This window comes from Methylobacterium phyllosphaerae, assembly GCF_001936175.1.
GTDB classification, from domain to species: domain Bacteria; phylum Pseudomonadota; class Alphaproteobacteria; order Rhizobiales; family Beijerinckiaceae; genus Methylobacterium; species Methylobacterium fujisawaense.
This window is the reverse complement of sequence record NZ_CP015367.1, coordinates 369,690-393,262: the sequence shown is the minus strand read 5'-3', so window position 1 is coordinate 393,262 and position 23,573 is coordinate 369,690. Positions and strand designations below refer to the sequence as shown.

Sequence of the window (23,573 nt, the reverse complement as noted above, 5' to 3'; positions counted from 1 at the left end):
AGCCTGAGCGGGTGCGCGGAGGCCTCCCGGAACAGGGATCGCAGGTCGCGAAACGGTGGAGACGGACATGGGAACGGCGTCGCGGGCGCGCTTGCTGTGGCACGTCACCGCGAACGAGGCCTCGGCGGCCGCCTCCCCTCGGGATTGACGGCGCCTCGACACCCGCCAGGACACCCCGCCCGGCGCGTTTCGCGTGTGACCACGGCTGACGGCAGGTCTCCTGGCTCGCGGGTCGCCGCCCTCGCACCGTCTTCCCGGGGTGACCCAGTGACGTGGTGGTGAAGGGCTCGCCGCTTACAGTTGCGGGGGCAGCCGCGGCTTCGGGGCGGACCCCTCATCGCGTTCCCTTTTGATCCCCTAGGGGAACCGTCGAGGAACAGCTTGGCCGTCGTGCGTCCAGGCGTCAACCGCACGTCCGGGAGTTGTCGTGGATCGACGCGGCGGCCCGCCGGTTCGTTGCGGCGCCGTCGGGAACGATTTAGCCGGTTCGGCATGACGGTCTGGCGTCCCCCTGCGGAGATCCGCGTGAAGGCCTTGGGGCTCCCCCGGCGCGGCGATAGCCTGCTGGTGGCGGAGATCCATGCGGATGACGGACGGCTGACAGGTGTCCGGCCCCTCGGTGGCAGCGTTGCGTTCGGTGAGAGGGCCGAGGACACGCTGATCCGGGAGTTCGAAGAGGAGCTCGGCATCACCGTCACGGTGCTCGGCGGCCCGCGCGTCGTGGAGAACATCTTCCTGCACGAGGGGCAGGTCGGGCACGAGGTGCTGTTCCTGTTCCCGGTCGCCCTGCCGCCCGGCCGGTTCGACGGACAGGAGCGCTTCGTCTTCCACGAGGATTGCGGCACCGCCTGCGTGGCGCGATGGTGCGATCTCGACGGGCTCGACGTCCCGGGCGGGCCGGAACTCTTCCCGGCCGGGCTGAAGGCCTTGCTCCGCGCGGCGTGGGACGCGGAGCCCTGACGGGCGCGATCGCGCTGCCGCCTTTGCCGCTGCGCGCGGGCGATGCTACAGCCGTGCAATCCCATCGGTCCGGACGTCCGCGACGCCGCGGCCCATGCGCCCGGACGCTCCGTCCGAAGCGGAGACGGGTGCCGGCGGAAGCATGACGACACGACCTCCCAAAAGCGGCGGGCCGAAGGGGCGCAAGCCTCAGGCCGGCAAGTTCGATGCGGGCAAGTTCAAGCCCGGCAAGTTCCAGGCCGACGGCCGTGCCCGTACGGGCCCGCGCACCAGCGCCCGCGACGCTGCAGAGCGCGCGGCCCGCAATCGCGGCGACGATGCGGGTGCGCGCGATCCCTGGGGTGCGCAGGGCGCCGCAGCCGCAGCCCCGGCCCGGCCCGCGAAGCCGCGGCGCGACGCCGCCGCGCCGCGCGGTCCGCTGGCGGCGAAGCCCGGCAGCCGGCCCGTTTCCAAGCGCTCGGAGGCCCCTGCGCCTGCCCCGGCCCCTGCCTCCGCGCCGACACCCGGTCCGACCCGCCGCGAGCAGCGCGCGGCCGCCTCCGCGACCCTCGCCTCCGGGGTGCAGACCCTGATGGTCGAGCCGGACGAGGCCGGCATGCGGATCGACCGCTTCCTCACCGCGCGTTTCCCGCTCCTGCCCTTCACCCGCGTGCAGACCATCGTCCGCAAGGGCGAACTGCGCGTCGACGGCAAGCGCGCCAAGCCGAACGACCGGCTGGAGCCGGGCATGAGCGTGCGCGTGCCGCCGCTGCGCCTCGACCAGCCCTCCGAGCGCCCGCGCAACGCCGCCCGCGAGCAGGACGATGCCGAATTCATCCGGTCGCTCATCCTCTACGAGGATGCCGACATGATGATCCTCAACAAGCCCTTCGGCCTCGCGGTCCAGGGCGGTTCGGGCACGGTCCGGCACGTGGACGGCCTGCTCGCCGCCCTCACCGGCCCGGATGGCCAGAAGCCGCGCCTCGTCCACCGGCTCGACAAGGATACGGCCGGCTGCCTGATCGTCGCCAAGACCCGGCTCGCCGCCGCGACGCTCGCCAAGAGCTTCCGCTCCCGGGCCGCGCGGAAGATCTACTGGGCGCTGACCGCGGGCGTGCCGCGGGTCCGGCAGGGGCGTGTCTCGACCTACCTCGCCAAGGAGGAGCCCACCGACGCCGACGCGCGGATGCGCGTCGCCAAGCACGGCGACGAGGGGGCGAGCCACGCGCTGACCTACTACGCGATGGTCGATCAGGCCGCCCAGAAGCTGTCCTGGCTGTCGTTCAAGCCGGTGACCGGACGGACGCACCAGCTGCGCGCCCACGCGGCCCATATCGGCCACCCGATCGTCGGCGACCCGAAATACTTCTCCGTGGAGAATTGGGAGCTGCCGGGGGGCATCCAGAACCGCCTGCACCTGCTCGCCCGCCGGATCGTCATCCCGCATCCGCGCACCGGCAAGCCCGTGGACGTGAGCGCGCCGCTACCGCCCCACATGGCGCAGAGCTGGAACCTGCTGGGCTTCGACGCCACCCGCTACGACCCGATCGTCGAGGCCCCGGAAGCCTGAGCGGGCAGCCAGGGCACGGCCGGGTTCGTCAGGGCGTCCGGGACTTCCGGCCGCCGCCCTGCGGCGCGACCCGCCGATCGCCGTCGGGGCCGCGCCCGGGATGCCGTCGCGACGGTGCCGCGCCTGGTCGAGTCCGCGCCGGACCTCCTGAGCTGCCGCCACGACCCGGGTCGGGCAGGAGAACCGCTTCGCCCTGCCCGTCGCCCTTCGGCCGAATGCGCGTCGCGATGCCGGTATCCTCGACCCGGCCCGGATGCATCGACGGGACGATCGCCCGTCCGGTCGAGGCTCCTGCAAGCTTCGCTGGCGGATAGGGATGATGGCTCCGGCGGTCCGTCGCGCCTGCGCCGCCGTGCCGGCACGCAGGGTGCAACGAAGACGGGCGCCTGCGTTCGGTTCAAACGATCGCCCAGGTGCCACTGCGGCGACGCGACGCGCCGGATGGCGGGATCCCCGCTCAGAGGACCGCGCGTGAGGCGGTCTCGGTCTCCGGTGAGAGGTCGGTTTCGCGCATCAAAGCGGGCAGCCGCAGGAGCCCCATCGCCGGATCCCCCTTCCATCCCCAAATCATTGTCGCGGGAGATGTGCGCTGCGGTATCCCCGGTGAAAGTGGACCGTCATCGGGGCGGGCCGTGCCGCGCATGCCTTGGCAATCGGCCGTGCCGCCTCATATGCTGCCCGCGCCCCGCCGATCCGCCGCGGGGCCAGTTTCCGGCGGTTCGAGACCCTGACATATGAAGCTCGCGATGCTGGCCTGCCTCGCCGCCCTGTGCCTCACCGGGCCGATCGCGCACGCCGCACCGGGCGAGGCAGCCAAGGCGGCGCCGACCGCGAACGGCGCCCATCCGGCCGAGGCGGCGTCGCCGCATCCGCCCGCCGCTCCCGCCGCGAATGCGGCGCCCACGCAGGCCGCGCAGCGCCCGGCCGCGAGTTCCCGCGCGGAGCGCCGCCGGCGTTCCTATGCGGCCTGCAACCGCGCCTCGCACCAGCGCGGCCTGCGCGGCGGCAAGCGCCGGCGTTTCCTGATCCGCTGCCGGCTCGGCTACGAGCGGACCCGGGTTCCCGGCGGTCAGCCCGCCGCGGCCGCGCCGGCACAGCCGGGCCGGAAGCCGTGACTGAGTCCGACATCCGCCCATCCGCGCCGTCGGGGCGGCCTTTGGCGCGTCGTCGGCGATGAGGCTCGTCGTCTTCGACGTCGACGGCACCCTCGTCGACAGCCAGCACCTGATCGTGGCGGCCCAGGAGGTGGCCTTCGCGGAGAATGGCCTGCCGGCCCCGGGGCGGCGCGAGGCGTTGTCCGTGGTGGGCCTGTCACTGCCGCAGGCCTTCCGGCGTCTGGTCGGCGAGGACGGCCCCGTTGCGGAACTCTCGGAGAGCTACAAGCAGGCCTACAACCGCCTGCGGCTCGATCCGGCCCATGAGGAACCACTGTTCCCCGGGATGGCCGACCTGCTGACCCGGCTCCATGACCGTGGGGACGTGCTGATCGGCCTCGCGACGGGGAAGTCGCGGCGCGGCGTCGACCGGCTGATCGCGCACCACGGCTGGGCGGAGTGGTTCGCCACGACCCAGAGCGCCGACGACGCGCCGTCCAAGCCGGACCCGACCATGCTGCGGCAGGCGATCAGCGAGGCCGGTTGCGCGCCGGAGGCGACCGTGATGGTGGGCGACACGACCTTCGACATCGCCATGGGCGTGGCGGCCGGTGCCACGGCCATCGGGGTCGCCTGGGGGTATCATCCGCCGGACGCGCTCTACGGGGCCGGGGCCGTGACGGTCGTCCCGACGGCCGCTGCGCTGGAGGTGCTGCTTCTCGAGGGCCTCGCAACGGGCGGCTGATGGCGAAAGGCTCGCGCGCCGGGCCGGAAACGCCTATCTCGCGTCCATGAGCGATCAGACGACAGACTGGCTCGGCGAACCGGGCGACGGCGCGCGGCCCGACCCGATCCGTGCGGCCCGGGGCCATTCCAAGCCCGCCCTGCCCCGGCGGTTCTACACGGAGGCCGGCTTCTCCGAGGAGGCCGAGGGCTTCCGGCTGACCCTGGACGGACGTCCGGCCAACACGCCGGCCCGCAACCCGCTGCGGCTCCCGAGCCGCGCCCTGGCCGAGCGGGTCGCGGCGGAATGGGCGGCCCAGGACACTGCGATCGACCCGGCACATATGCCGCTGACGCGGCTCGCCAACACGGCGATCGACGGCGTCAGGCCCCGCTTGGGTGCGGTGGCAGCCGATCTCTGCGCCTATGCCGGCACCGATCTCGTGGCCTACCGCGCTGGTGATCCGGAGCGCCTCGTGGCGGCGCAGGCGGCGGCCTGGGACCCGATCCTCGCCTGGGCGCGGGACGAGTTCGGTGCGCGGGTGATCCTGAGCGAGGGCGTCATGCATGTCGAGCAGCCCGCCGACACGATCCAGACCCTCTCCACGGCGGTGAATGCGGTGACGGATCCGTTTCGGTTGGCCGGATTGCACACCCTGACCACCCTGACCGGCTCCCTTCTGATCGCGCTGGCGGTGCTGCGTGGCCGCCTGGCCCCGGCGGAAGCCTGGGACGCCGCTCACGTCGACGAGACCTACCAGGCTGCCGTCTGGGGGCGCGACGCGGAGGCGGAAGCACGCCTCGCGGCGCGCCGGATCGAGTTCGAGGCGGCGGCCGCGTTCGTCGGCGTCGAAGGCTGAGCCGAGACCCGAAGTGTGATCCGTCGCGCAGATGCAATTGGGCAACAATCCGGCATTCGCGGCGCCCGGTCGGCTTCAGCGGCTGACAAGCTGCGAACACTGTTTTAAGGTCGGCGCACATTGTGTTCGAGTCGACAATGCGTTCCGATCAGCCTGTCCGATGCAGATTTGAAGGCGAACTGGCGACGCTGATTGCCTCGAAGCAATCGTTCCGGGATCTACCCGCGCGATACGCGCTCTTCGACGCTCTTGCGGACCTCGAACGCAGGGCAAAGAGCGCCGGTGCCCCCGACCTGACCTTGCGCAAGATCGCCGAGATCCGCTTCCTGACGGGTATCCTGCGCGAGTCGGTGCGCCCCTTCCCGGTCGCGTCCCTGCGGACTGTGCTGCGGGCTCGCGAGCGGGTCGATCGACGCCGCGTTCCCGCCTCCGAGGCGGCGGATCTCGACGCGGTCTGACGCCAAGGTCAAGCCGACGCGGCTCAGGCTGGTGCGGCCAGGGCCGCCTGGATCTTCGCCTCCAGGGCCGCGGGCTTCGTCCCGGGCGCGAAACGGGCGATGACCCGGCCGTCACGACCCACCAGAAACTTGGTGAAGTTCCACTTGACCACCCGCGTGCCGAACAGCCCCGGTCGGGCCTGGGTAAGATGGGCGTAGAGCGGATCGGCATCCGGCCCGTTCACCGCGATCTTGGCGAGGACCGGGAAACTCACGTCGTAGCGCAGCGAGCAGAACTGCGCGATTTCGGTGGCGTCGCCCGGCTCCTGGGCGCCGAACTGGTTGCAGGGGAAGCCCAGGATCGTCAGACCTTCCTCCCGGTATCGGCGCCAGAGCGCCTCCAGGCCCTCATATTGCGGGGTGAAGCCGCAGCGGGAGGCCGTGTTGACGATGAGCAGCACCTGTCCGCGATGCTGCGCGAGCGGGTAAGGCGTGCCGTCGGCCGCGGACACGCTGAGATCGTGAACTGTCGTCATGCCCGATCACTTGAGCAAACCGGCCGGTTCCGCAAGACGCGCGCATCATCTCATCGCGACCGCGCCGCGGCGGCGCCGGCGGCGCGTGGAGCCCGCCTCCCCTCCGCGCCCGACCGGGATGTGGGGATGCCGCGCTGTCGCTTCCTCGTCCGGGGCGCATCCACGGTGCCGGAGGCGCCGGGCACCGGATTGCGGGACAGGCAATCCGCCCGGCTGACGGGCGTCCGACCCGGAGTGCTGAAATGGAGCGGTCACGTGTTCATGAGCCCCTGAGAGTGGGCTCCTCCGGTCCGGGCCGATGGGCTCAGGCCGGGACTTTCCGGACGTCGAAGCTCGGGCCCTGCGGGGTCATGCGGTCGGTGGTGACGATGCGTTCGTCGGCGCCGACCACTCCGAGACTGACATCGCGGTCCGGCAGGACGACGGTGGTGCTCTTGTTGACGTGGACCAGCACGTGCCGCCGCAGCGGCACCGAGGCGACGGCCCAGCGTTTGAGCTGCCCGTAATAGGGTTCGCGCCGCCACGCGCCCGCTTGGCCGGGATCGACCTGGACGTTCATGTTGCGGGTGAGCGGGTCGAGGCTCAGCACCATCTTGGCGCGATCCGGCTTCCATTCCGGTCCGAGCCAGCCTTCCGTCATCCAGAGGCAGTGGAATGCCCGGCAATGGTCGGGCCGGGTGGCGTGAATGGCGCAGCCCTGGCCGGCCCTGGTGTGCCGGCACCATTGTCCGGCCACGCTCTCCACCGCGGGCACGTCGTAGACCTTGCAGCAGAGCGTGCAGGCGCCGCAGGCGCGGCCGGGGGCGGGTTGTGCGACGAACGTTTCCGGATTGAGCATCGGTCGGGCGTCAACAGAGGCGGTCGCGGGCGGCATGCGTCCGGTAACGGCCGGCCGCGGGTCCTTCGGGCTACCTGCCGGGGCATCGGGTCGGTAGTGTGGCGGCGGTGACCCTCGCACGAGGACCTTGCGAACCATGCTCTCGAATCTCGCGACCCGCGACGTCGAAACCGTTCTCCACCCCTACACCAACCTGTCGACGCACCGACAGATCGGTCCGCTGGTTCTGGAGCGCGGCGAGGGTGTGCACGTCTACGACACCGAGGGGCGTCCCTATATCGAGGGCATGTCCGGCCTGTGGTGCACGGCCTTGGGCTATTCCAACGCCGAGCTGGTGGAGGCGGCCCGGGCGCAGATGGCGCGCCTGCCCTTCACGCACCTGTTCTCCGGCCGCAGCCACGATCCGGGTATCGAACTCGCCGAGACGCTCAAGGAGCTGATGCCGGTTCCGACCTCGAAGATCTTTTTCACGTCTTCGGGATCCGAGGCCAACGACACGCAGGTCAAGCTCACGTGGTATTACAACAACGCCCTCGGGCGCCGGAATAAAAAGAAGATCATCGCCCGCCAGAAGGGCTACCATGGCGTGACGGTCGCCAGTGCGTCGATGACCGGGCTCGCCGCGAATCACGCCGACTGGGACCTGCCGCTTCCGGGCTTCCTGCACGTCTCCGCCGCCCACCATTACCGGGGCGCCGAGCCGGGCGAGAGCGAGGAGGCCTATTCCGCGCGCCTCGCCGCCGAACTGGAGGAGACCATCCTGCGGGAGGGGCCGGACACGGTGGCGGCCTTCATCGCCGAGCCGGTCATGGGCGCGGGCGGCGCGATCGTGCCGCCGCGGGGCTATTTTTCCGCGATCCAGGCGGTGCTGGCGAAATACGAGGTCCGCTTCATCGCCGATGAGGTGATCTGCGGCTTCGGACGGCTCGGCACGTGGTTCGGCAGCGAGGCGCTGGGTGCCCGGCCCGATTCGATCTCCTTCGCCAAGGCCCTGACCTCGGCCTACATGCCGCTCGGCGGCGTGAGCATCGACGAACCGCTCTACGAAGCCCTTGTCGGCCAGAGCGAGAAGATCGGCACCTTCGGCCACGGCACCACCTATTCCGGACACCCGGTGGCTGCGGCCGTGGCGCTGAAGGCCATCGAGATCTATCGCCGCGACCGCATCATCGAGGGGGCGGCCGAGAAGGCACCCCAGTTCCAGCGTCGCCTCTCGGCGCTGGCCGGGCACGACCTCGTGGGCGAGGCCGGGGGCATCGGGCTGATCGGCGGCCTGGAGATCGTCGCCGACAAGGCCACCAAGCGGCAATACGACCCCAAGACCGGCGTCGCTGCGCGCTGCGTCGCCTTCGCGCAGGGCGAAGGGCTGATCGTGCGGGCGCTTGCCGGCGACCGCGTCGCGGTCTGCCCGCCGCTGATCATCGCGCCGGATGAGATCGATGCCCTGTTCGACCGGCTCGGCCGGGCGCTCGACCGCACCCGGGACTGGATCCGTGCCGAGGGGCTGGAGGCGATGCCGGGCTGAGGCGCGCGGCCGGTCGCGGATGGACCTCAGACGGACGGCGGGAAAACCGTCGTCCGGACCCGGTGCCGCACCCGCATTCCGGTCGAAGACGCGCGCCCCGTCATTTTGCGTGGCGCGACGTGACCCGGCATGCCGCGAGGTCCATCAGCATCGCGCCTCCAAAAGGCGGCGCTGTGCGCGCGGACGCGGCGACGTCGAAGCCGCCGCCCGGACGCGGCATCACACCGCGTCGCGCTGCGCGTCCGGCTGAGCGGTGGCCTGGAGCCCGGTCGCCGTCAGCGGCGTGATGCGCAGCGTGGTGATCCGGTTCTTGGCCTTCCGCAGCACCTGGAAGCGGAAGCCGTGGAAGTTGAAGGCCGTCCCCTGATCCGGGATGGTCCGGGCCTCGTGGATGACGAGGCCCGCGATCGTGGTCGCCTCCTCGTCGGGGAGTTTCCAGTCCATCGCGCGATTCAGGTCGCGGATCGGCACGCCGCCATCGACGTTCACCGACCCGTCCCCCTGCGGGCGCACCCCCGAGACCGTGACGTCGTGCTCGTCGGCGATGTCGCCGACGATCTCCTCCAGGATGTCTTCCAGAGTCACGAGGCCCATCACCTCGCCGTACTCGTCGACCACCAGGGCGAAGTGGGTCTTCTTGGTGAGGAAGGCCTTGAGCTGGGCGCGCAGGGACGTGGTGCCCGGCACGAACCACGTCTCCAGGGCGAGCGCCTCGACCTTGAGGCCCGAGGCGTCGCCCCCCGCCGCGTCGAGCGCCCGCAGAAGGTCCTTGGCGTGGAGCACGCCGACGATGTTCTCCGGCGTGCCGCGCCACAGGGGCATGCGCGTATAGGGCGAGGACAGGACGGCGCGGACGATGTCCTCGGAGGGCTGGTCGGCGTCGATCGCCCGCATCTTGGTGCGGTGGACCATGACGTCGGAGACCGACAGGTCCGAGAGGTCGAGGAGGCCGCCCAGCATGTCGCGCTCGGCCTTTGCGACGCCCCCCTCCCGGTGCATCAGCGCCACCTGCCCGCGCAGCTCCTCGGCGGCGGTGAGGATCGACTGGTGCTCGCCGATGGTGACGCCGAACGGCTTCAGCATCAGCCGCACGAGATGCTCGATGGCGATGGCCAGCGGGCCCATCAGCGCCACCGCGAAGGCCACCGGCCGGGCGGTGAGCAGCGCCGCCTTGTCGGGCTTGGAGATGGCGAGGGTCTTCGGCAGCACCTCGGCGAACACGATGACCAGCACCGACATGCCGACCGTGGCGTAGATCACGCCGCTCTTGCCGAACAGCGCGGTGAGCACGCTGGTGGTGAAGGCCGAGGCGCCGATCGCCACGATGTTGTAGCCGATCAGCATGGCGCCGATGAAGCGCTCGCGGATCGCCAGGATGCGGTTGACGATCGCGGCCCGCGGATCGCCCGCCTGTTCGAGGGCGTGCATCCGCGCCCGCGACGCGGCCGTGAAGGCCGTCTCCGCGCCCGCGAAGAAAGCCGAGAGGAGCAACGAGATCGCCACGATGCTCGCGGCGAACCACAGGTCGATATGGGTTTCCATCGGGTCCGTCAGGCACGCCGCGCGCGGCTTGTCGGCCGCCCATATAGCGCCTCCCGCGACTTATTGCGCGCCGATCTGGCGCACCGTCCACGTCGCCCAGTAGACGGGCCTTCCGTAGAGGCTCGACGTGTCGCGGCCGGAGGCGGTCGGAGCGAGCCGGTCGAGCCAAGTCAGGAACCCGGCCTTGTTCGGATAGATCGCCGGCGTGTCGAGGTTGCCTTCCGCGTCCGTCATCCAGAAATGCGCGCTCCGATCGTACCGGCCGCTGCCGTCGCCCCCCGAGCGCAGTCCGAGATAGGCCGGCGAGCGGCCGGCTTCGACCGGATCGGCGTAGAGCTTGAGGGCGCCGATGCCATCGAGGTTCATGTCGGCGGTGTACTGGAGGCAGATGTCCGCCACGGGGCCGCCCGGCGCGTTGGCGGGCCGCTGGCACGTGTAGGAGACCGCCCAGCGCTGCAAGCCCTTGGCCCGGGCCACCCGCACGAGGGACCCGGGCGGCAGCGGCCCGGCGAGCTTGCGGGCCGTCGACCAGACCTTCGCACCGGACAGGTCCTGCGCGGTGCGCAGGAAGAGCCCGGTGCGGCGCTTCTCGGGGGCGAGGCCGCAATCCTCGGGCAGCACGTCGGTATAGACGTAGTGATAGGTGCGATCCACGACGCTGATCGAACCGGCGAGCCCGTGGGTCTCGAAGGCCGGGGCCGTGCAGGCCGAGGTCACCGGCTTGCCCGCCTCGTCGATCACCGCGGCGGGGGCAGGCGGGTCGCTGCGCCGCCCGCGGCCCGCGCCCGCCTCGAACGGCGTCCAGGCCAGGCCGTACCCGTCCGCGGTGCGGGTGCGGATCTCGAAGGTCTGGAAATCGAGGGTCCTTGCCTCGATCTGCACGCGGCGGCGGACATCGGCCGGGCCGGACGCCGGCGCGTCCTGCTCCGCTCGCCGGCGCCCACGGCGGCCCCGGCGCTCGGTCTCGGCATCGTCCCCGCCGGTGACGCCCACGCGCTCCTGCCCGAGCAGGAAGACGTAGCTGTAGGCCTCCCCGGCCCAGGTGCGGCCCGTCACCGCGATCGGGTCGCGCGGGCCGATCCCCTCGGCCGTCGGTGTCGGTTCGGACCAGCCGCGCGCCCGCGTGCTCTGCTCTGGCAGGTCGACCCAGAACCGGTCGGCCGTGGGCGGCAGCGTCGTGACCAAGGCCTCGAAGGTCCGCCCGGTGCGCAGGGCGCCGCCATCCCGGCTGTCCGTGGCGCGGCGCTCCGGGCAGGGCTCGTCCCGTCGGGATGCCACCGGGGTCTGCCCCTGGAACAGGGCCTGGATCGGGCCCGGTGCCTCGGAACGGGCAAGCCGCAGGAGCTGAACGCCGCGTACGAACGCGCAGGGCGCCGGCGCGATCAGGACGCCCTCGGCCTCCGAGCCATCCCGGCAGATCTCGAGGGCGCCGCCGCCCGTGAGGAAGCAGCTCGGCGCGCTGCCCTCGTAGCTCGCGGGCCTGGCCTCGGCGGGGTCCGGTCCAAGCAGCACGGATCCGGCCACTCCGCAGAGCCCCGCGAGGGCGCCGACGTGCCAGCGGCGCCCGGCCGAGCGCCGAGACCTTGAGTCGCGTACGCAGGAGACGGTGGTATCGGCGAAGGATGTTCCAGCAGACTCTATAGAAACCACGTCTATCGCCGATGTTGACCCGGTTATCGAAATAGTCTCGCAGGCTCTATCCTACGGTGGTCCAACCGGGAAGTGGCGCGGACCACGCACCGCGCCTTCGATGGGGATGGGGCGAACCCCGGGCCCGCTCGTCCGTTGTCGCGGCTTGAGGGCCCCGCTTGGCCGCTCCTGTCAGCGTTCGGAGATCAGCGCATGGATATCGCCGTCGAAACCGTCACCGACATCGTCATGCGGCTGCGCGCCATCGAGGTGAAGGAGGGCAACACCGATCCGGATTCGGGCTCGAACCCGATCGACGACGGGTCCACCGACGTCCTGACCTCCGGCACCGACGACGCCACGGAATCCGAGGTCCGGGGCCTGATCGCCGGGCTCGACGACGATTCCCGGGCCGAGCTGCTCGCCCTTCTCTATATCGGACGCGGCGACATGGAGCCCGAGGAGTGGAGCGAGGCCGTGCGCTTCGCCCGCGAGCGCGAGGCCGCTGGCGAGGGCGCCGTGCGGGAGCTGCTGGGCTCGCCCGACGCCGGGGATCTGCTGGAGGAGGGCCTCGACGCGATGGGGCTCAGCCCCGAACTGCCGCAGGCCTGAGCGCCCGGGAGCGGCCGGTCCATGGCCTCACGCGTGCGCAAGGGCGCCACCAAGGCGCTGCGGGTCCTCACCCGGCCGGTCCGCCGGGCGCAGGGCCGAGGCGGCAAGGGACCGGGCGGCCTCGTGGTCGAGCCGTACCGCGGCTACGGCTCACGCGATGAGGTATTCCTGATCGGTCGCGTCTTCCGGCAATCGCCCGGGATCCCCGGCGAGGATCCCGATTCCCTGCGGGCGCAATGGCGCGACCTGCGGCGCCGCATCGCCCGGCGGGCGATTGCCGGAGCCGCCGTGACCGCCCGGTTCGGCGACGACGCCGTCCGGGTCGAGACCGACCGCGACGGTTATTTCCGTCTGCACCTGCACCCGCGCACGCGACCGGCTGCGCCGGGGGAGTGGCACGCGGTCGATCTCCTTCTCGACGCCGACCCGCCGATCCCCGCCGAGGGCGCGGTGTTCATCCCGCCCGACCAGTGCCGTGTCGTCGTCGTCAGTGACATCGACGACACGGTCATGCGCACCGGTGTCGCCAACAAGCTGACGATGCTCTGGCGCCTGTTCGTGGAGGATGCCGAGAGCCGGGTCGCCTTCCCGGGTGTGGCCGCCCTCTACCGGGCCCTGCATGCGGGCGCCGGCGGCGGCGAGGGCAACCCGATGCTCTACGTCTCCCGGGCCCCCTGGGGCCTCTACGAAATGCTGTCGGAATTCTTCCAGCGCCACGGCATTCCGGCGGGGCCGGTGCTGTTCCTGAGGGAATGGGGCCTGTCCTGGACGCATCCGCTGCCGCGCCGGGCCACCGACCACAAGCAGGCGCTGATCCGCCACATGCTCGCCCTCTACCGGGATCTGCCCTTCGTGCTGATCGGCGACAGCGGCCAGCACGATCCGGAGGTCTACGCGCAGATCGTCGAGGAGAATCCCGGGCGGGTGCTGGCAGTCTACATCCGCAACGTGTCCCGCGACTCGGCCCGGGTCGAGGAGATCGTCCGCCTCGCCGGCGCCGTCGCCCGGGCCGGATCGAGCCTGGTGCTGGCCGGCGACAGTGTCGCGATGGCCGAGCATGCGGCGGCCATCGGGTTGATCGCCCCCGAGGCGGTGGCCGGCGTCGCCGACGAGCATGCCGCGGCGGAGACCGATACACGGCGGGAGGCCGCCCGGATCACGCCGGATCTCGCCGGTTCTGCCGCCGAGGACCCGATCGCCCCCGAGGCGATCGCCGAGGCGCTGGCCGGTGACGGCGCCGTGCCGGCGACCCTGGTGGTCGAGCCGGCCACCCCGGCTGCGCTGCCGCGCCTCGAAGCGTGAACGCAAGGCCGTGATCGTAACCGGGGCCGCTGTCGCGGTCCGCCCCGTCCGATACTTCATGGATCCACGCAGCCGGCCCCCGCCGAGACGGGTCCGCAGACCGGGCTGCCCAGGAGGAACCGAGATGCGCCTGAGCCTGTCCGCGCTGCTGATGATCGCCTGCGGAACCCACGCCGCCCTCGGGCAGGCCGCACCCGCCGAGAGGCCAGTTCCCCGTTTCGAGCAGCTCGAGGCCGAGATCGGAGCGGCCAATGCCGCGCCGGGGCCACGGACGGTACCGGCCAAGGTCGTGCCGGTGCCCGCCGACACGACGAGTCCGCAATTCCGCACGGCTGTGGCGGCGCCCTACCGCGTGCCGGCCTGGAACGCGAACCCGCCGGACGCCGCGGCCTGGAAGGCCCTGGTCGACCGGCTGGCCGCCGCCGGCGCCGCCGCCCTCCCCGCCCTGCGTGAGAAGCTCGGCGTCACCAGCGAGGCCGCCGTGATCGGCGGCGTGAAGGCCTTCGTGATCCAGCCCCGGCAGATGCCCGAAGCCAACCGCAACCGCCTGCTCCTGCACATCCACGGGGGCGGCTACGTCTACAATCCCGGCGAGTCCGGCACGCTGGAGGCGATCCTGATGGCCGGCCTCGGCGGCTACAAGGTCATCGCGGTGGATTACCGCATGCCGCCGGATGCCCCCTACCCCGCCGCCATGGACGACGCGACCGCCGTGTGGCGCGCCATGCTGACCATGCAGAAGCCTCAGAACATGGCGGTGTTCGGCACCTCCACGGGCGGCGGCATGACCCTGGCTCTGATGCTCCGCGCCAAGGCCGAGGGACTGGCGCTGCCGGCGGCGATCGGCCTCGGCACGCCCTGGTCCGACATGACCGAGACCGGCGACAGCTACCGGACCAACGAGTGGCTGGACAACGTCCTCGTCAGCTATTCCGGCTACCTGACGCCGGCCGCCAAGCTCTACGCCGCCGGTCGGGACCTGAAGGACCCGCAGCTCTCGCCGATCTATGGCGATTTCGCCGGCCTGCCGCCCGCGATCCTGATCACCGGCACCCGCGACCTGTTCCTGTCGAACACCGTGCGCACCCATCGGAAGCTGCGCGCCGCCGGGATCGAGGCGTCCCTCCAGGTGTTCGAGGGCATGTCCCACGCCCAGTACCTCTTCACTCCGGACGCCCCGGAGACCAAGGAGGTGTTCGGCGAGATGGCGCGGTTCTTCGATAGCCATCTGGGGCGGTGAGACGCGGCGCGGCGGGCTTGCGCGGGGCTTGTCCTCACGAAATGGTGCAATGCAGCAATTCGGTGGGAAGCCTTCACATCCCGGTGGCGATGCCTAGGTTTGGGCGCTCCCGTGCCGGTCCACGCTCTTCGAGCCTGTTGGAGCCCATCCGTGCAAACCTACACCCTCGCCATCGCCGACGGCGTCTTGTTCGCCTGCCTGCCCGACGAGGCCGACATCACGGCCGCGATCACCGACGCGACCGCCACCAATTACGGGTTCGGCCTCAGCCTCGACATCGTCCGTGGGGCGACCCTGACCAACGCGGCGGGGCCCGAGGACGAGGTCGTCTGGCAGGAAGGTCCCGACAGCGAGCTGCTCGACGCGCAAGGGCGGCGCTACCGCTACGCCGTCCGTCGCCCCTGCTGACCTGACTTCGGGAGGCCTGCCGGACTACGTTCCGCCCATGCAGAAGCGGGCGCCAGGGGCGGAACGACGTGGCGGGCTCCCCCGGTTCCTCGTCCTGTATGCGGCCCTCTACGGTGCCTATGGCGTTCTGTCGCCGATCCTGCCGGGCTTCCTGGCGGCCCGTGGCCTGACGCCGGCTGAGATCGGCCTTCTTCTCGCTGCCGCGGGTGCGCTGCGCCTCGGGATCGGGCCGCTGGCCGGCGCCTTCGCCGACCGCCATCGCGCCGGCAGATCCATTCTTGCGGCGAGTCTCGCGCTGGCGGGGCTCAGCACCCTGGCGCATCTGCCGGGCGTCGGGTTGGCGCAGTTGATCGCCCCGGCTCTGCTCTACGCGGTGGGCACCGCGGCTCCGGCGCCGCTCGCCGACGCGCTGGCCCTGGCCGCCGCACGGGGTGGGGCGGCGTTCCAGTACGGCTGGATCCGTGGCGCGGGCTCGGCCGCTTTCATCGCGGGCACCGCCGCCGCGGGCTGGTCGATCGGGATCTTCGGCCTCGCCGCCGCCCTCGTCGCGAGCGGCGGCCTGTTCCTCGCCGCCGGTGCGTCGGCCCTGGCGCTGCCGGCGGATCGGGCCCGAGCGACCCGGGCCGGGGCGCCGTGGCACGGTTTCGCTGCCCTGATCGCGCTGCCGCGTTTCCGCCGCACGGTGCTGGTCGCCGCCCTGGTGATCGGCGCCCACGCGATGCACGACGGCTTCGCCATGATCCTGTGGCGCTCCGCCGGGATCGCGCCGGCCACCGCGGGCCTCCTCTGGTCGGTGTCGGTGGCCGCCGAGGTTCTGGTCTTCCTGCTGGTCGGGCCGCCCCTGCTGGCGCGGATCGGCCCTGCGGCAGGCGTCGCGGCCGCGGCCTGCGCGGGGGCCGTACGCTGGGCGGTGCTGGGCTCCACGACCGCGATCCCGTGGCTCGCCGCCGTCGAGGCCCTGCACGGGGTGAGCTTCGCCCTCCTGCACCTCGCCTGCCTCGGGCTCATCGAAGCCACCACGCCGGCCGACCTCCGGACGACCGCGCTGGCCCTCTACGGCACCCTGGGCCTCGGCCTGTCCGGCGTCGCCGCGACCCTGGCCTCCGGGGCGCTCTACGGGTCGTTCGGGGCTTCCGCCTTCTGGGCGATGGCGGCCCTGAGTCTCGCGGCCCTGCCGCTGGTGCCGGGGCTGCGGGACCGCTGAAGCGGCGGGTTCTTTTCCCGGGCCTGTGGTACGGACCCGGAACGGACCCGCCCGAAAAGCCCAGCATGCCCGTCGTCGCCGAGATCCTGATCCCGCTGGCCCTCGATACACCCTACAGCTACGTGGCGCCGGCCGGGCTCGACCTCGCCGCCGGCGACGTGGTGCAGGTGCCCCTCGGACCGCGCGAGATCGTCGGGGTCGTCTGGGGCGTGGCCGAGAGCCCCGGCGGCTCGAACCTGCGGCCTGTGACCGACCGCCTGCCCTTCCCGCCCCTGTCGGATCCGCTGCGCAGCCTCGTCGACTGGATCGCCCGCTACACGCTGGCGCCGAAAGGCTCGGCGCTGGCCATGGTGTTGCGCCTGCCCGACGAGGCGGCGGCCGGCGAGACCGCCCGGGTCGCCGTGCGCATCACCGACAAGCCCCCGGCCCGGCCGACCCCGGCTCGCACCAAGGTCCTCGCCGCGGCCGCCGACGGCGGTCTGCGGGGCAAGAGCGCCCTGGCCAAGGAGGCCGGGGTCTCGCTCTCGGTGGTCGACGGGCTCATCGACGACGGTGCCCTGGAGACCGTGGCGGTCGCGCCCGAGCCGGTCGCGCCGCGGCCCGATCCGGACTTCCCGCGCTCGCCGCTCTCGCCCGCCCAGGCCGAGGCCGTGGCGGCTCTGGTCGCGCCCTTTCCGTGGGACCGGCCGCCGGCCGAGGATTCGGCCGATCTCAGGCCCGTCCTGCTGGAGGGGGTCACCGGCTCGGGCAAGACCGAGGTCTATTTCGAGGCCGTGGCCGCCTGCATCCGGGCGGGCCGCCAAGCGCTGATCCTGATGCCGGAAATCGCGCTGACGGCCCAGTTCCTGGACCGCTTCGCCGCCCGGTTCGGGGTTCGGCCGGCGGCGTGGCATTCCGGAATCGGCGGCAGGCGTCGCGAGCGCCTGCGGGCCGCGGTGGCCGAGGGCGAGGCGCTGGTGGTGGTCGGCGCGCGCTCGGCCCTGTTCCTGCCCTTCGCGCGGCTGGGGCTGATCGTGGTCGATGAGGAGCACGAGACCGCCTACAAGCAGGAGGACGGCGTCCATTACCATGCCCGCGACATGGCGGTGGTGCGCGGGCGTCTCGAGTCCTGCCCGGTGGTGCTGACCTCGGCGACGCCCGCCATCGAGACCCGCGTCAACGCCGCAAGGGGGCGCTACCGGCACATCCTGCTCCCCGAGCGCTTCGGCGGGCGGCGCCTGCCCGACATCGCGGCGATCGACATGCGCCTCGACCAGCCCGAGCGCGGCCGCTTCCTGAGCCCGCCGCTGGTCAACGCCGTGAAGAGCACCCTGGAGCGCGGCGAGCAGGCGCTGCTGTTCCTCAACCGCCGGGGCTACGCGCCCCTGACCCTCTGCCGGGCCTGCGGCCACCGCTACCAGTGCAAGAACTGCTCGACCTGGCTGGTGGAGCACCGGTTCCGCCGGGCGCTGGTCTGCCATCAATGCGGCTATGCCGAGCGCCGGCCGGAGGCCTGCACCGAGTGCGGCACATTCGACAATCTCACCGCCTGCGGCCCCGGCGTCGAACGGATCGCCGAGGAGGCCACGGCCTTGTTTCCGGACCGGCGCGTCGTCGTCCTGTCGAGCGACTTCCCCGGCGGCGCGGAGCGCCTGCGGCAGGAACTCGATGCCGTGGCAGCCGGCGAATGCGATATCGTGATCGGGACGCAACTCGTGGCGAAGGGCCACAATTTCCCGTTCCTGACCCTGGTCGGCGTGCTCGACGCCGATATCGGCCTGACCTCGGGCGATCCGCGGGCCGCGGAACGGACGTTCCAGCTGCTGCAGCAGGTCACCGGCCGTGCCGGCCGCGGAGAGAAGCCCGGCCGCGCCCTCGTCCAGACCTACCAGCCGGACCATCCCGTGATCGCGGCCCTCCTGTCCGGGGATGCCGAGCGCTTCTACGCGGAGGAGATCCAGGCCCGCGAGGCGGCGGGCCTTCCGCCGTTCGGGCGGCTCGCCGCGCTGATCGTCTCGGCGACCGAGCGCGAGGTGGCGGAGGCCCACGGCCAGGCGCTGGCCCGCGCGGCCGAGCCGCCGGAGGGCGTGATGGTGCTGGGTCCCGCCGAGGCACCACTGGCCCTGGTGCGCGGCCGATACCGCTTCCGCCTGCTTGTGAAGACCGAGCGCAACGTCGATCTGCAGGCCTACCTGCGCGCCTGGATCGCCCGGGGTCCGAAGGTGCGCGGCAACGTCCGGGTCGCCATCGATGTCGACCCGCAGAGCTTTTTGTAGGACACTCGGGCGACGGGCGGCGGATCCCGGCCGGAGATTGGCCGGGACGCATGCGGTTCCCGGAGGAGCGATCAGTGCTGACTTATACCAAGACGCCGGATTCCAACGTCGCCGAGATCGTGGTCGACGGGAAGATCACCGACGAAGAGATGAACGCCATGATGACGGCGATGAAGGCCGACCTCGACAAGGGCGGCAAGATCAAGCTGCTCGAGGACATCCGCGCCTTCGAGGGCATGGAGCCGGCCGCCTTCTTCAAGGATCCGCGCTTCGGCTTCTCGATGATGAAGAGCGTCAGCCACGTCGCCCTGGTGACGGACGCACCCTGGCTCAAGGCGCTGGCCGAAACCTTCAATTTCGTCTCGCCGACCCAGATCAAGGTGTTCGAGCGGGCCCGCATCGACGAGGCGCGCACCTGGCTCGCAGCCGCCGTCTGAGCGGTTTCAGTCGGCCTGCGCGGTGCGGGTATCGCTGCGCCGCGCGGTCCAGTGGCCGGAGCAGAGGGACGAGACCTTCCAGGTCCCCGCGCCGCTCCCGGCCCGGAGCCGCCCCGTTCCCGTGCCGCTCGCGGTGCCGTTGTTGACGGTGAGCCCGACGCTGCCATCGGCCCCGACATGCCCGTTCACCTGCGCGCCGGCGGCGCCGGAGATCAGCTGCACGTGACCCTCGCGAATGGCGAGCGCGTAGGTGTAGCGGGCGCTGCACAGACCGGTTTCCGTGACCAGTTCCACCGACCAGCGTCCGTTATGCGTGCCGGGCTCCGCGCTGGCGGGCGCGCAAAGGGGAAGGAACAGGCCGGCGGCGAGGGCCGCGACGGCGGTCAGCTTGATCATGCGGTGCGATCTCTCAGCGAAGTGGATGCCGCCTGAGGCGGGATGCACGGTCAGAATCATCGATCGGGGATGACTCGACGCTGAACGATCGAAGCGGCAAGAGTATGGCCGCCACGCGTTAGCTCAAGATAGATCAGGGTCGGCGAAGGGCGGAGTAATAGTCAAGCTCGATAGGGTCGAATCTGCTCTCCGATCGGAAGACCTGATGCCAAGTCTCGCCGTCATCCTGAGGATTTGCAGGAGGGCCGGCCCGGAGCGAGCCCAGCCCGACCGGAGGGGGCGAGGCCCGCAAGCGTGGGCGCTCGGGATGCGAAGCGACGCGGGCTGCCCCGCGCGCAAACGAGCGGCCCGGGCGATCAGTCCGTCAGCGGCCGGGCTTCTTCCGGCAGCATGATCGGGATCCCGTCGCGGATCGGATAAGCGAGCTTGGCGGAACGGCTGATCAGTTCCTGGCGGACGGAATCGTATTCCAGTGTCCCTTTGGTCAGCGGGCAGACCAGGATCTCCAAAAGCTTCGGGTCCACGCGGGTCGCTTCGACGGGGGCGGTGAGGTCGTTGGTCATCGTTCGTGCAGCCTATTGCATCGTCGACTCGGGGCCCGAGCCGCGAACCAGTTCCATCTGCGTGACCGCGATCAGGATCTCGGCCCGCGTCTTCAGGTCGGGGGCCTCGAGCATCGCCTGTTTCTCGCGCACACCGAACGGACTCATCATGCAGAGAGCGTTGACCAGCGCCTCGTCGGGCGCCTCGTCGATTCCGGCCCAGTCCACCTTGAGGTCGTTCGACTCCACGAAGTCGCGCAACGCCTTGAGCACGCCCGCGCGGTCGACCTGCTCCTCGCCCGCCCGGGGCTCGAAGTCCACAGCGAAGTCGTCATAGGAGACGTGGCAGCGGCGATAGGGGCCGATCGAGGCCAATTCGCTCTCGACCCGGAAGCGCGTGATGCCGGTGAGCGAGATCAGGTATCGTCCGTCGCCGGTCTCCGCGTACTGGGTCACCCGCCCCGCGCAGCCGACGCGGTAGAGTTTCGGATTGGCCCCGCCCGATCCTTCTGGATCCGGCTGGATCATGCCGATGATCCGGTCCGTGCGCATGGCATCGTCGACCATGGCGAGATAGCGCGGCTCGAAGATGTTCAACGGCATCTGCCCGCGGGGCAGCAGCAGCGCCCCGGAGAGGGGGAAGACCGGGATGACCGCGGGACAATCCGCCGGGCCCTTGTAGCTCGCATGGGTGCTCATGGCGCCTCCCGGGGGGGCCGATTGGTGGTCCGAAGCGCGAGCCGGAACCTCACGAGAACAAAAGCGCCGAGAGCTTGCGCCGTCCGCGGATCGTATCCGGATCCATCACGCCCCAGGCCTCGAAGAACTGCAGCAGCTGCTTGCGCGCCCCGTCGTCGTTCCAGTCCTTGTCGCGCCGGCGCAGTTCGATCAGGTGGTCGACCGCCTGGCCGCGCTCGCCTCGGGCGGCGAGGCCCAGCGCGAGGTCGAACCGCGCCTGATGGGCGTCCGGGTTGGCCTCCACTTCCCGCTGCATGCCCGCGAGATCGCCGAGCGAGGCGGCCTGCTCGGCGAGTTCGAGGGCGGCGCGGATGCCGGCGAGCGCCGGATCGCCAGCCTTCGCCTCCGGCACCATGGCCAGAACCCGCTTGGCGTTCTCGATCTCGCCCGCGTCGAGCTGCATCTTGGCGAGGCCGGCCAGCGCCGTGACGTTGTCGGGCTGCTGCTCCAGGACCGCCGCGTAGATTTCCGCAGCACCGGCGAGGTCGCCCTCCTCGATGAGGGCGGCGGCGTCCGCGAGCGCGGCCTCGAGCGGATCCTGCTGAGGACCGGCCACGCGCCCAATCAGCTCCTTGATCTGGCTCTCGGGGACCGCGCCCATGAAGCCGTCGACCGGCTGGCCCTTCTGGAAGACGATGACCGCCGGAATCGACTGGATGCCGAGCTGACCCGCGATCGAGGGATGCTCGTCGATGTTCATCTTCACCAGGGCGACCGCGCCGGCGGCTTCCCGGACCACCTTCTCCAGCACCGGCGTGAGCTGCTTGCAGGGCCCGCACCAGGGCGCCCAGAAGTCGACCAGCACAGGCCGGTGCATCGACTCGGCGAGCACGTCCTGCCGGAAGCTCGCAGTGGTCGTGTCCTTGATGAGGGTGCCGGTGTCGCCGGCCGGGGCACCGCCCCCGGCGAGGGTGTCGTTGAGCATCGGTCTGGCTTCGGAACCTTTTTCGTGAAGTTCCCTAAATGGGGCTTCCGCCATGATCTGACCAGCCCAAAGACAGGGACGCTCAGCGGGCCGGTGCGGCGGCCGGCGCACCGGCAGGCGCCTTGGCCGCAGTCACGAACGTTCCGGCAAACGGGCGTCCGTCGGCCGTGCTGGCCTCGCAGGTGATCGCGGTGCGGCCCGGTTCCGGTGTGGAGAAGCGGCAGGCGCCGATCGCCAGGACCGGGGCGCCATCCTTTCCGGTGGTGACCACGTTGATCGGCTGCAGCGGATCGGTCTCCTCGGTGGCTTCCTGCTGGGCGCCGTTACCGCTGAAGCTGAGCGCCTGACCGTCGGAGGTGGTGAAGTCGAAGCTGGTGCGATTGCGACTCACCGCGTTCGTCAGGACGTTGCTGCAGGAGCTGCTCAGATCCTGCGTGCCGATCACGAGCTTCTCGCAGGTGCCGTCCAGCCGCAACGCGGCCTGGGCGCGTGCCGCGGAGGGAAGACTGACGAGAGCGCAGAGCAGCGCGAGGCGCAGGCGATTGGTCATGGCGGGTCGGGCATCCTCCGGTTGAGAGCCGAACTAGGCGCACGGCGCCCGCCGTCGAGGGGGCGGCATCGGGACGGGGCCGGCGTCGGGCTCACCACGGGCCGAACCCCAGCCGCAGCCGGCTAGCCCGCAAACCGCAGGGCGCGGTCGTTCGGGGCGGCGAAATCCAGCTCCGGTCCGAGGGGCACGATCCCCGTCGGATTGATGGTCGGATGGCTCTCGTAATAATGCCGCTTGATATGCGTCAGATCGACGGTCGGCGCGATGCCGGGCATGGCATAGAGATCGCGGAGATAGTTCGACAGGTTCGGATAGTCGGCGATCCGGCGCCTGTTGCACTTGAAGTGCCCGACATAGACCGCGTCGAATCGCACCAGGGTGGTGAACAGGCGGATATCCGCCTCGGTCACGCGGTCGCCGCAGAGGTAACGGCTCCGGTCGAGCCGCGCTTCGAGCGCATCGAGCTCGGCGAACAGGGCCTCGAAGGCTTGGGCATAGGCGTCCTGGGTGGTGGCGAAGCCCGCCTTGTAGACACCGTTGTTCACCCGGTCGTAGACCCGAGCGTTCACCGCGTCGATCTCGGGACGCAGGTCCGCCGGGTAGAGGTCCGGACCCGTGCCCCCGAAGGCGTCGTTCAGCATCCGCAGGATCTCGGCGGATTCGTTCGACACGATGGTGCCGCGTTCCCGGTCCCACAGCACCGGCACGGTGACGCGGCCGCTGTAGGACGGGTCGGCCGCCAGGTAGACCTCGTAGAGGCGCCGTGCGCCGTGGATCGGGTCCGGTGTCGCGCCCGGCGTGTCACCGAACACCCAGCCCTCGGCGCCCATATGCGGATCGACCACCGAGACGGAGATCGCGTCTTCCAGCCCTTTGAGCGCGCGCCCGATCAGCGTGCGGTGCGCCCAGGGACAGGCCAGGGAGACGTAGAGATGGTAGCGGCCCGGCTCGGCCCGGAAGCCGCCCGATCCGGACGGGCCCGGTGATCCGTCGGCGGTCACCCAGTTGCGGAAGGCGGAGGCCTTGCGCTCGAAGCGGCCGCCCGTCGCGGCGGTGTCGTACCACTGGTCGCGCCAGATGCCGTCCACGAGGAGGCCCATCGTCGTCTCCGGTCCCATAAGCGATCCGACCCAGATGGGCCTCGCGCGGCGTCTGTGAAGACGGATGCCGGTCTGCATCCGAGGAGCGCCAACCGCGCGACCGGTGCGCCCGGTCCCGCCGGCCCGCGAGTTCTGCGCAAGGCAGGGCTGCGCCGATCCTTCTGTTGCGGT

The 23,573-nt window shown here is 71.3% G+C and carries 24 protein-coding genes and 1 riboswitch; of the genes, 14 read left to right on the top strand and 10 right to left on the bottom strand.

The features are described from left to right. Positions 1 to 193 precede the first annotated feature (193 nt). Positions 194 to 386, bottom strand: a riboswitch (cobalamin riboswitch). Positions 387 to 525: 139 nt separating this feature from the next. From MCBMB27_RS01915 to MCBMB27_RS30380, 6 genes are all read left to right on the top strand, one after another. Then, complete coding sequence (locus MCBMB27_RS01915; protein ID WP_418287722.1) at positions 526 to 960, top strand: NUDIX hydrolase; 435 nt, start codon at positions 526 to 528, stop codon at positions 958 to 960. Positions 961 to 1,102: 142 nt separating this feature from the next. Beyond that, positions 1,103 to 2,509: an RluA family pseudouridine synthase gene (locus MCBMB27_RS01910; protein ID WP_075379734.1), complete on the top strand. Its 1,407-nt coding sequence runs from the start codon at positions 1,103 to 1,105 to the stop codon at positions 2,507 to 2,509. 734 nt (positions 2,510 to 3,243) lie between these two features. Next, complete coding sequence (locus tag MCBMB27_RS01905; RefSeq protein ID WP_043352069.1) at positions 3,244 to 3,624, top strand: hypothetical protein; 381 nt, start codon at positions 3,244 to 3,246, stop codon at positions 3,622 to 3,624. A gap of 58 nt (positions 3,625 to 3,682) precedes the next feature. After that, complete coding sequence (locus MCBMB27_RS01900) at positions 3,683 to 4,348, top strand: HAD-IA family hydrolase (protein WP_043352067.1); 666 nt, start codon at positions 3,683 to 3,685, stop codon at positions 4,346 to 4,348. A gap of 46 nt (positions 4,349 to 4,394) precedes the next feature. Next, positions 4,395 to 5,186, top strand: coding sequence for an ATP12 family chaperone protein (locus tag MCBMB27_RS01895; protein ID WP_075379733.1), 792 nt, complete (start codon positions 4,395 to 4,397; stop codon positions 5,184 to 5,186). A gap of 137 nt (positions 5,187 to 5,323) precedes the next feature. Then, a complete protein-coding gene (locus MCBMB27_RS30380) occupies positions 5,324 to 5,644 on the top strand; it encodes a hypothetical protein (RefSeq protein WP_075379732.1) in 321 nt (106 codons plus the stop codon). Positions 5,645 to 5,667: 23 nt separating this feature from the next. On the opposite strand, the gene MCBMB27_RS01885 is transcribed toward MCBMB27_RS30380, so the two are convergent. Continuing rightward, complete coding sequence (locus tag MCBMB27_RS01885) at positions 5,668 to 6,159, bottom strand: glutathione peroxidase (protein WP_043755956.1); 492 nt, start codon at positions 6,157 to 6,159, stop codon at positions 5,668 to 5,670. A gap of 304 nt (positions 6,160 to 6,463) precedes the next feature. Beyond that, positions 6,464 to 6,997, bottom strand: coding sequence for a hypothetical protein (locus MCBMB27_RS01880; RefSeq protein ID WP_043352059.1), 534 nt, complete (start codon positions 6,995 to 6,997; stop codon positions 6,464 to 6,466). A gap of 136 nt (positions 6,998 to 7,133) precedes the next feature. Here MCBMB27_RS01880 and MCBMB27_RS01875 point away from each other — a divergent pair, with 136 nt between their 5' ends. Further along, on the top strand, positions 7,134 to 8,522 hold the full coding sequence (locus MCBMB27_RS01875) for an aminotransferase (protein ID WP_043755953.1): 1,389 nt from the start codon (positions 7,134 to 7,136) through the stop codon (positions 8,520 to 8,522). A gap of 219 nt (positions 8,523 to 8,741) precedes the next feature. On the opposite strand, the gene MCBMB27_RS01870 is transcribed toward MCBMB27_RS01875, so the two are convergent. Together MCBMB27_RS01870 and MCBMB27_RS01865 are read right to left on the bottom strand one after the other, a co-directional pair. Then, positions 8,742 to 10,064, bottom strand: coding sequence for an HlyC/CorC family transporter (locus MCBMB27_RS01870; protein WP_043388750.1), 1,323 nt, complete (start codon positions 10,062 to 10,064; stop codon positions 8,742 to 8,744). A 60-nt stretch (positions 10,065 to 10,124) separates the two neighbouring features. Further along, positions 10,125 to 11,576 carry a hypothetical protein gene (locus MCBMB27_RS01865; RefSeq protein WP_236952866.1) on the bottom strand — a complete coding sequence of 484 codons (1,452 nt, stop codon included), beginning with the start codon at positions 11,574 to 11,576 and terminating at the stop codon, positions 10,125 to 10,127. Positions 11,577 to 11,906: 330 nt separating this feature from the next. On the opposite strand from MCBMB27_RS01865, the gene MCBMB27_RS01860 reads away from it, so the two are divergent. The 7 genes from MCBMB27_RS01860 to MCBMB27_RS01830 all read left to right on the top strand — a co-directional run bounded on the left by MCBMB27_RS01860 (position 11,907) and on the right by MCBMB27_RS01830 (position 19,151). Next, positions 11,907 to 12,305, top strand: coding sequence for a DUF3775 domain-containing protein (locus MCBMB27_RS01860; RefSeq protein ID WP_043352051.1), 399 nt, complete (start codon positions 11,907 to 11,909; stop codon positions 12,303 to 12,305). 21 nt (positions 12,306 to 12,326) lie between these two features. Beyond that, positions 12,327 to 13,607, top strand: coding sequence for an App1 family protein (locus MCBMB27_RS01855; protein WP_075379730.1), 1,281 nt, complete (start codon positions 12,327 to 12,329; stop codon positions 13,605 to 13,607). Between the two features lie 124 nt (positions 13,608 to 13,731). Continuing rightward, positions 13,732 to 14,847, top strand: a complete 1,116-nt coding sequence (locus MCBMB27_RS01850) for an alpha/beta hydrolase (protein WP_043352045.1) — start codon at positions 13,732 to 13,734, stop codon at positions 14,845 to 14,847. 150 nt (positions 14,848 to 14,997) lie between these two features. Beyond that, positions 14,998 to 15,255 (top strand): hypothetical protein, encoded by a 258-nt coding sequence (locus tag MCBMB27_RS01845; protein WP_043352044.1) that lies wholly within the window; start codon positions 14,998 to 15,000, stop codon positions 15,253 to 15,255. A gap of 37 nt (positions 15,256 to 15,292) precedes the next feature. After that, the gene (locus tag MCBMB27_RS01840) at positions 15,293 to 16,459 is read left to right on the top strand and encodes an MFS transporter (RefSeq protein ID WP_075379729.1); all 1,167 of its coding nucleotides are present in this window, start codon (positions 15,293 to 15,295) and stop codon (positions 16,457 to 16,459) included. A gap of 65 nt (positions 16,460 to 16,524) precedes the next feature. After that, positions 16,525 to 18,714 carry a primosomal protein N' gene (locus tag MCBMB27_RS01835; protein ID WP_053610932.1) on the top strand — a complete coding sequence of 730 codons (2,190 nt, stop codon included), beginning with the start codon at positions 16,525 to 16,527 and terminating at the stop codon, positions 18,712 to 18,714. Positions 18,715 to 18,788: 74 nt separating this feature from the next. Next, positions 18,789 to 19,151 (top strand): SpoIIAA family protein, encoded by a 363-nt coding sequence (locus tag MCBMB27_RS01830; protein ID WP_043352080.1) that lies wholly within the window; start codon positions 18,789 to 18,791, stop codon positions 19,149 to 19,151. 6 nt (positions 19,152 to 19,157) lie between these two features. On the opposite strand, the gene MCBMB27_RS01825 is transcribed toward MCBMB27_RS01830, so the two are convergent. From MCBMB27_RS01825 to MCBMB27_RS01800, 6 genes are all read right to left on the bottom strand, one after another. Continuing rightward, positions 19,158 to 19,547 carry a hypothetical protein gene (locus tag MCBMB27_RS01825; protein ID WP_043352078.1) on the bottom strand — a complete coding sequence of 130 codons (390 nt, stop codon included), beginning with the start codon at positions 19,545 to 19,547 and terminating at the stop codon, positions 19,158 to 19,160. A gap of 356 nt (positions 19,548 to 19,903) precedes the next feature. Then, the gene (locus tag MCBMB27_RS01820) at positions 19,904 to 20,110 is read right to left on the bottom strand and encodes a Trm112 family protein (protein ID WP_043352039.1); all 207 of its coding nucleotides are present in this window, start codon (positions 20,108 to 20,110) and stop codon (positions 19,904 to 19,906) included. Positions 20,111 to 20,122: 12 nt separating this feature from the next. Then, the gene (locus MCBMB27_RS01815) at positions 20,123 to 20,788 is read right to left on the bottom strand and encodes an LON peptidase substrate-binding domain-containing protein (RefSeq protein WP_043352038.1); all 666 of its coding nucleotides are present in this window, start codon (positions 20,786 to 20,788) and stop codon (positions 20,123 to 20,125) included. A gap of 49 nt (positions 20,789 to 20,837) precedes the next feature. Beyond that, positions 20,838 to 21,752: a thioredoxin gene (trxA, locus tag MCBMB27_RS01810; RefSeq protein WP_075379728.1), complete on the bottom strand. Its 915-nt coding sequence runs from the start codon at positions 21,750 to 21,752 to the stop codon at positions 20,838 to 20,840. An 82-nt stretch (positions 21,753 to 21,834) separates the two neighbouring features. Next, positions 21,835 to 22,302: a hypothetical protein gene (locus MCBMB27_RS01805; protein ID WP_075379727.1), complete on the bottom strand. Its 468-nt coding sequence runs from the start codon at positions 22,300 to 22,302 to the stop codon at positions 21,835 to 21,837. A 122-nt stretch (positions 22,303 to 22,424) separates the two neighbouring features. After that, positions 22,425 to 23,402: a glutathione S-transferase family protein gene (locus MCBMB27_RS01800; protein ID WP_075381847.1), complete on the bottom strand. Its 978-nt coding sequence runs from the start codon at positions 23,400 to 23,402 to the stop codon at positions 22,425 to 22,427. Positions 23,403 to 23,573 lie beyond the last annotated feature (171 nt).

Coding starts and splice junctions, on each gene's coding strand:
- MCBMB27_RS01910 (WP_075379734.1), top strand. CDS start 1,103: ATGACGACACGACCTCCCAAAAGCGGCGGGCCGAAGGGGCGCAAGCCT.
- MCBMB27_RS01905 (WP_043352069.1), top strand. CDS start 3,244: ATGAAGCTCGCGATGCTGGCCTGCCTCGCCGCCCTGTGCCTCACCGGG.
- MCBMB27_RS01900 (WP_043352067.1), top strand. CDS start 3,683: ATGAGGCTCGTCGTCTTCGACGTCGACGGCACCCTCGTCGACAGCCAG.
- MCBMB27_RS01895 (WP_075379733.1), top strand. CDS start 4,395: ATGAGCGATCAGACGACAGACTGGCTCGGCGAACCGGGCGACGGCGCG.
- MCBMB27_RS30380 (WP_075379732.1), top strand. CDS start 5,324: ATGCGTTCCGATCAGCCTGTCCGATGCAGATTTGAAGGCGAACTGGCG.
- MCBMB27_RS01885 (WP_043755956.1), bottom strand. CDS start 6,159: ATGACGACAGTTCACGATCTCAGCGTGTCCGCGGCCGACGGCACGCCT.
- MCBMB27_RS01880 (WP_043352059.1), bottom strand. CDS start 6,997: ATGCTCAATCCGGAAACGTTCGTCGCACAACCCGCCCCCGGCCGCGCC.
- MCBMB27_RS01875 (WP_043755953.1), top strand. CDS start 7,134: ATGCTCTCGAATCTCGCGACCCGCGACGTCGAAACCGTTCTCCACCCC.
- MCBMB27_RS01870 (WP_043388750.1), bottom strand. CDS start 10,064: ATGGAAACCCATATCGACCTGTGGTTCGCCGCGAGCATCGTGGCGATC.
- MCBMB27_RS01860 (WP_043352051.1), top strand. CDS start 11,907: ATGGATATCGCCGTCGAAACCGTCACCGACATCGTCATGCGGCTGCGC.
- MCBMB27_RS01855 (WP_075379730.1), top strand. CDS start 12,327: ATGGCCTCACGCGTGCGCAAGGGCGCCACCAAGGCGCTGCGGGTCCTC.
- MCBMB27_RS01850 (WP_043352045.1), top strand. CDS start 13,732: ATGCGCCTGAGCCTGTCCGCGCTGCTGATGATCGCCTGCGGAACCCAC.
- MCBMB27_RS01840 (WP_075379729.1), top strand. CDS start 15,293: ATGCAGAAGCGGGCGCCAGGGGCGGAACGACGTGGCGGGCTCCCCCGG.
- MCBMB27_RS01835 (WP_053610932.1), top strand. CDS start 16,525: ATGCCCGTCGTCGCCGAGATCCTGATCCCGCTGGCCCTCGATACACCC.
- MCBMB27_RS01825 (WP_043352078.1), bottom strand. CDS start 19,547: ATGATCAAGCTGACCGCCGTCGCGGCCCTCGCCGCCGGCCTGTTCCTT.
- MCBMB27_RS01820 (WP_043352039.1), bottom strand. CDS start 20,110: ATGACCAACGACCTCACCGCCCCCGTCGAAGCGACCCGCGTGGACCCG.
- MCBMB27_RS01815 (WP_043352038.1), bottom strand. CDS start 20,788: ATGAGCACCCATGCGAGCTACAAGGGCCCGGCGGATTGTCCCGCGGTC.
- trxA (WP_075379728.1), bottom strand. CDS start 21,752: ATGCTCAACGACACCCTCGCCGGGGGCGGTGCCCCGGCCGGCGACACC.
- MCBMB27_RS01805 (WP_075379727.1), bottom strand. CDS start 22,302: ATGACCAATCGCCTGCGCCTCGCGCTGCTCTGCGCTCTCGTCAGTCTT.
- MCBMB27_RS01800 (WP_075381847.1), bottom strand. CDS start 23,402: ATGGGCCTCCTCGTGGACGGCATCTGGCGCGACCAGTGGTACGACACC.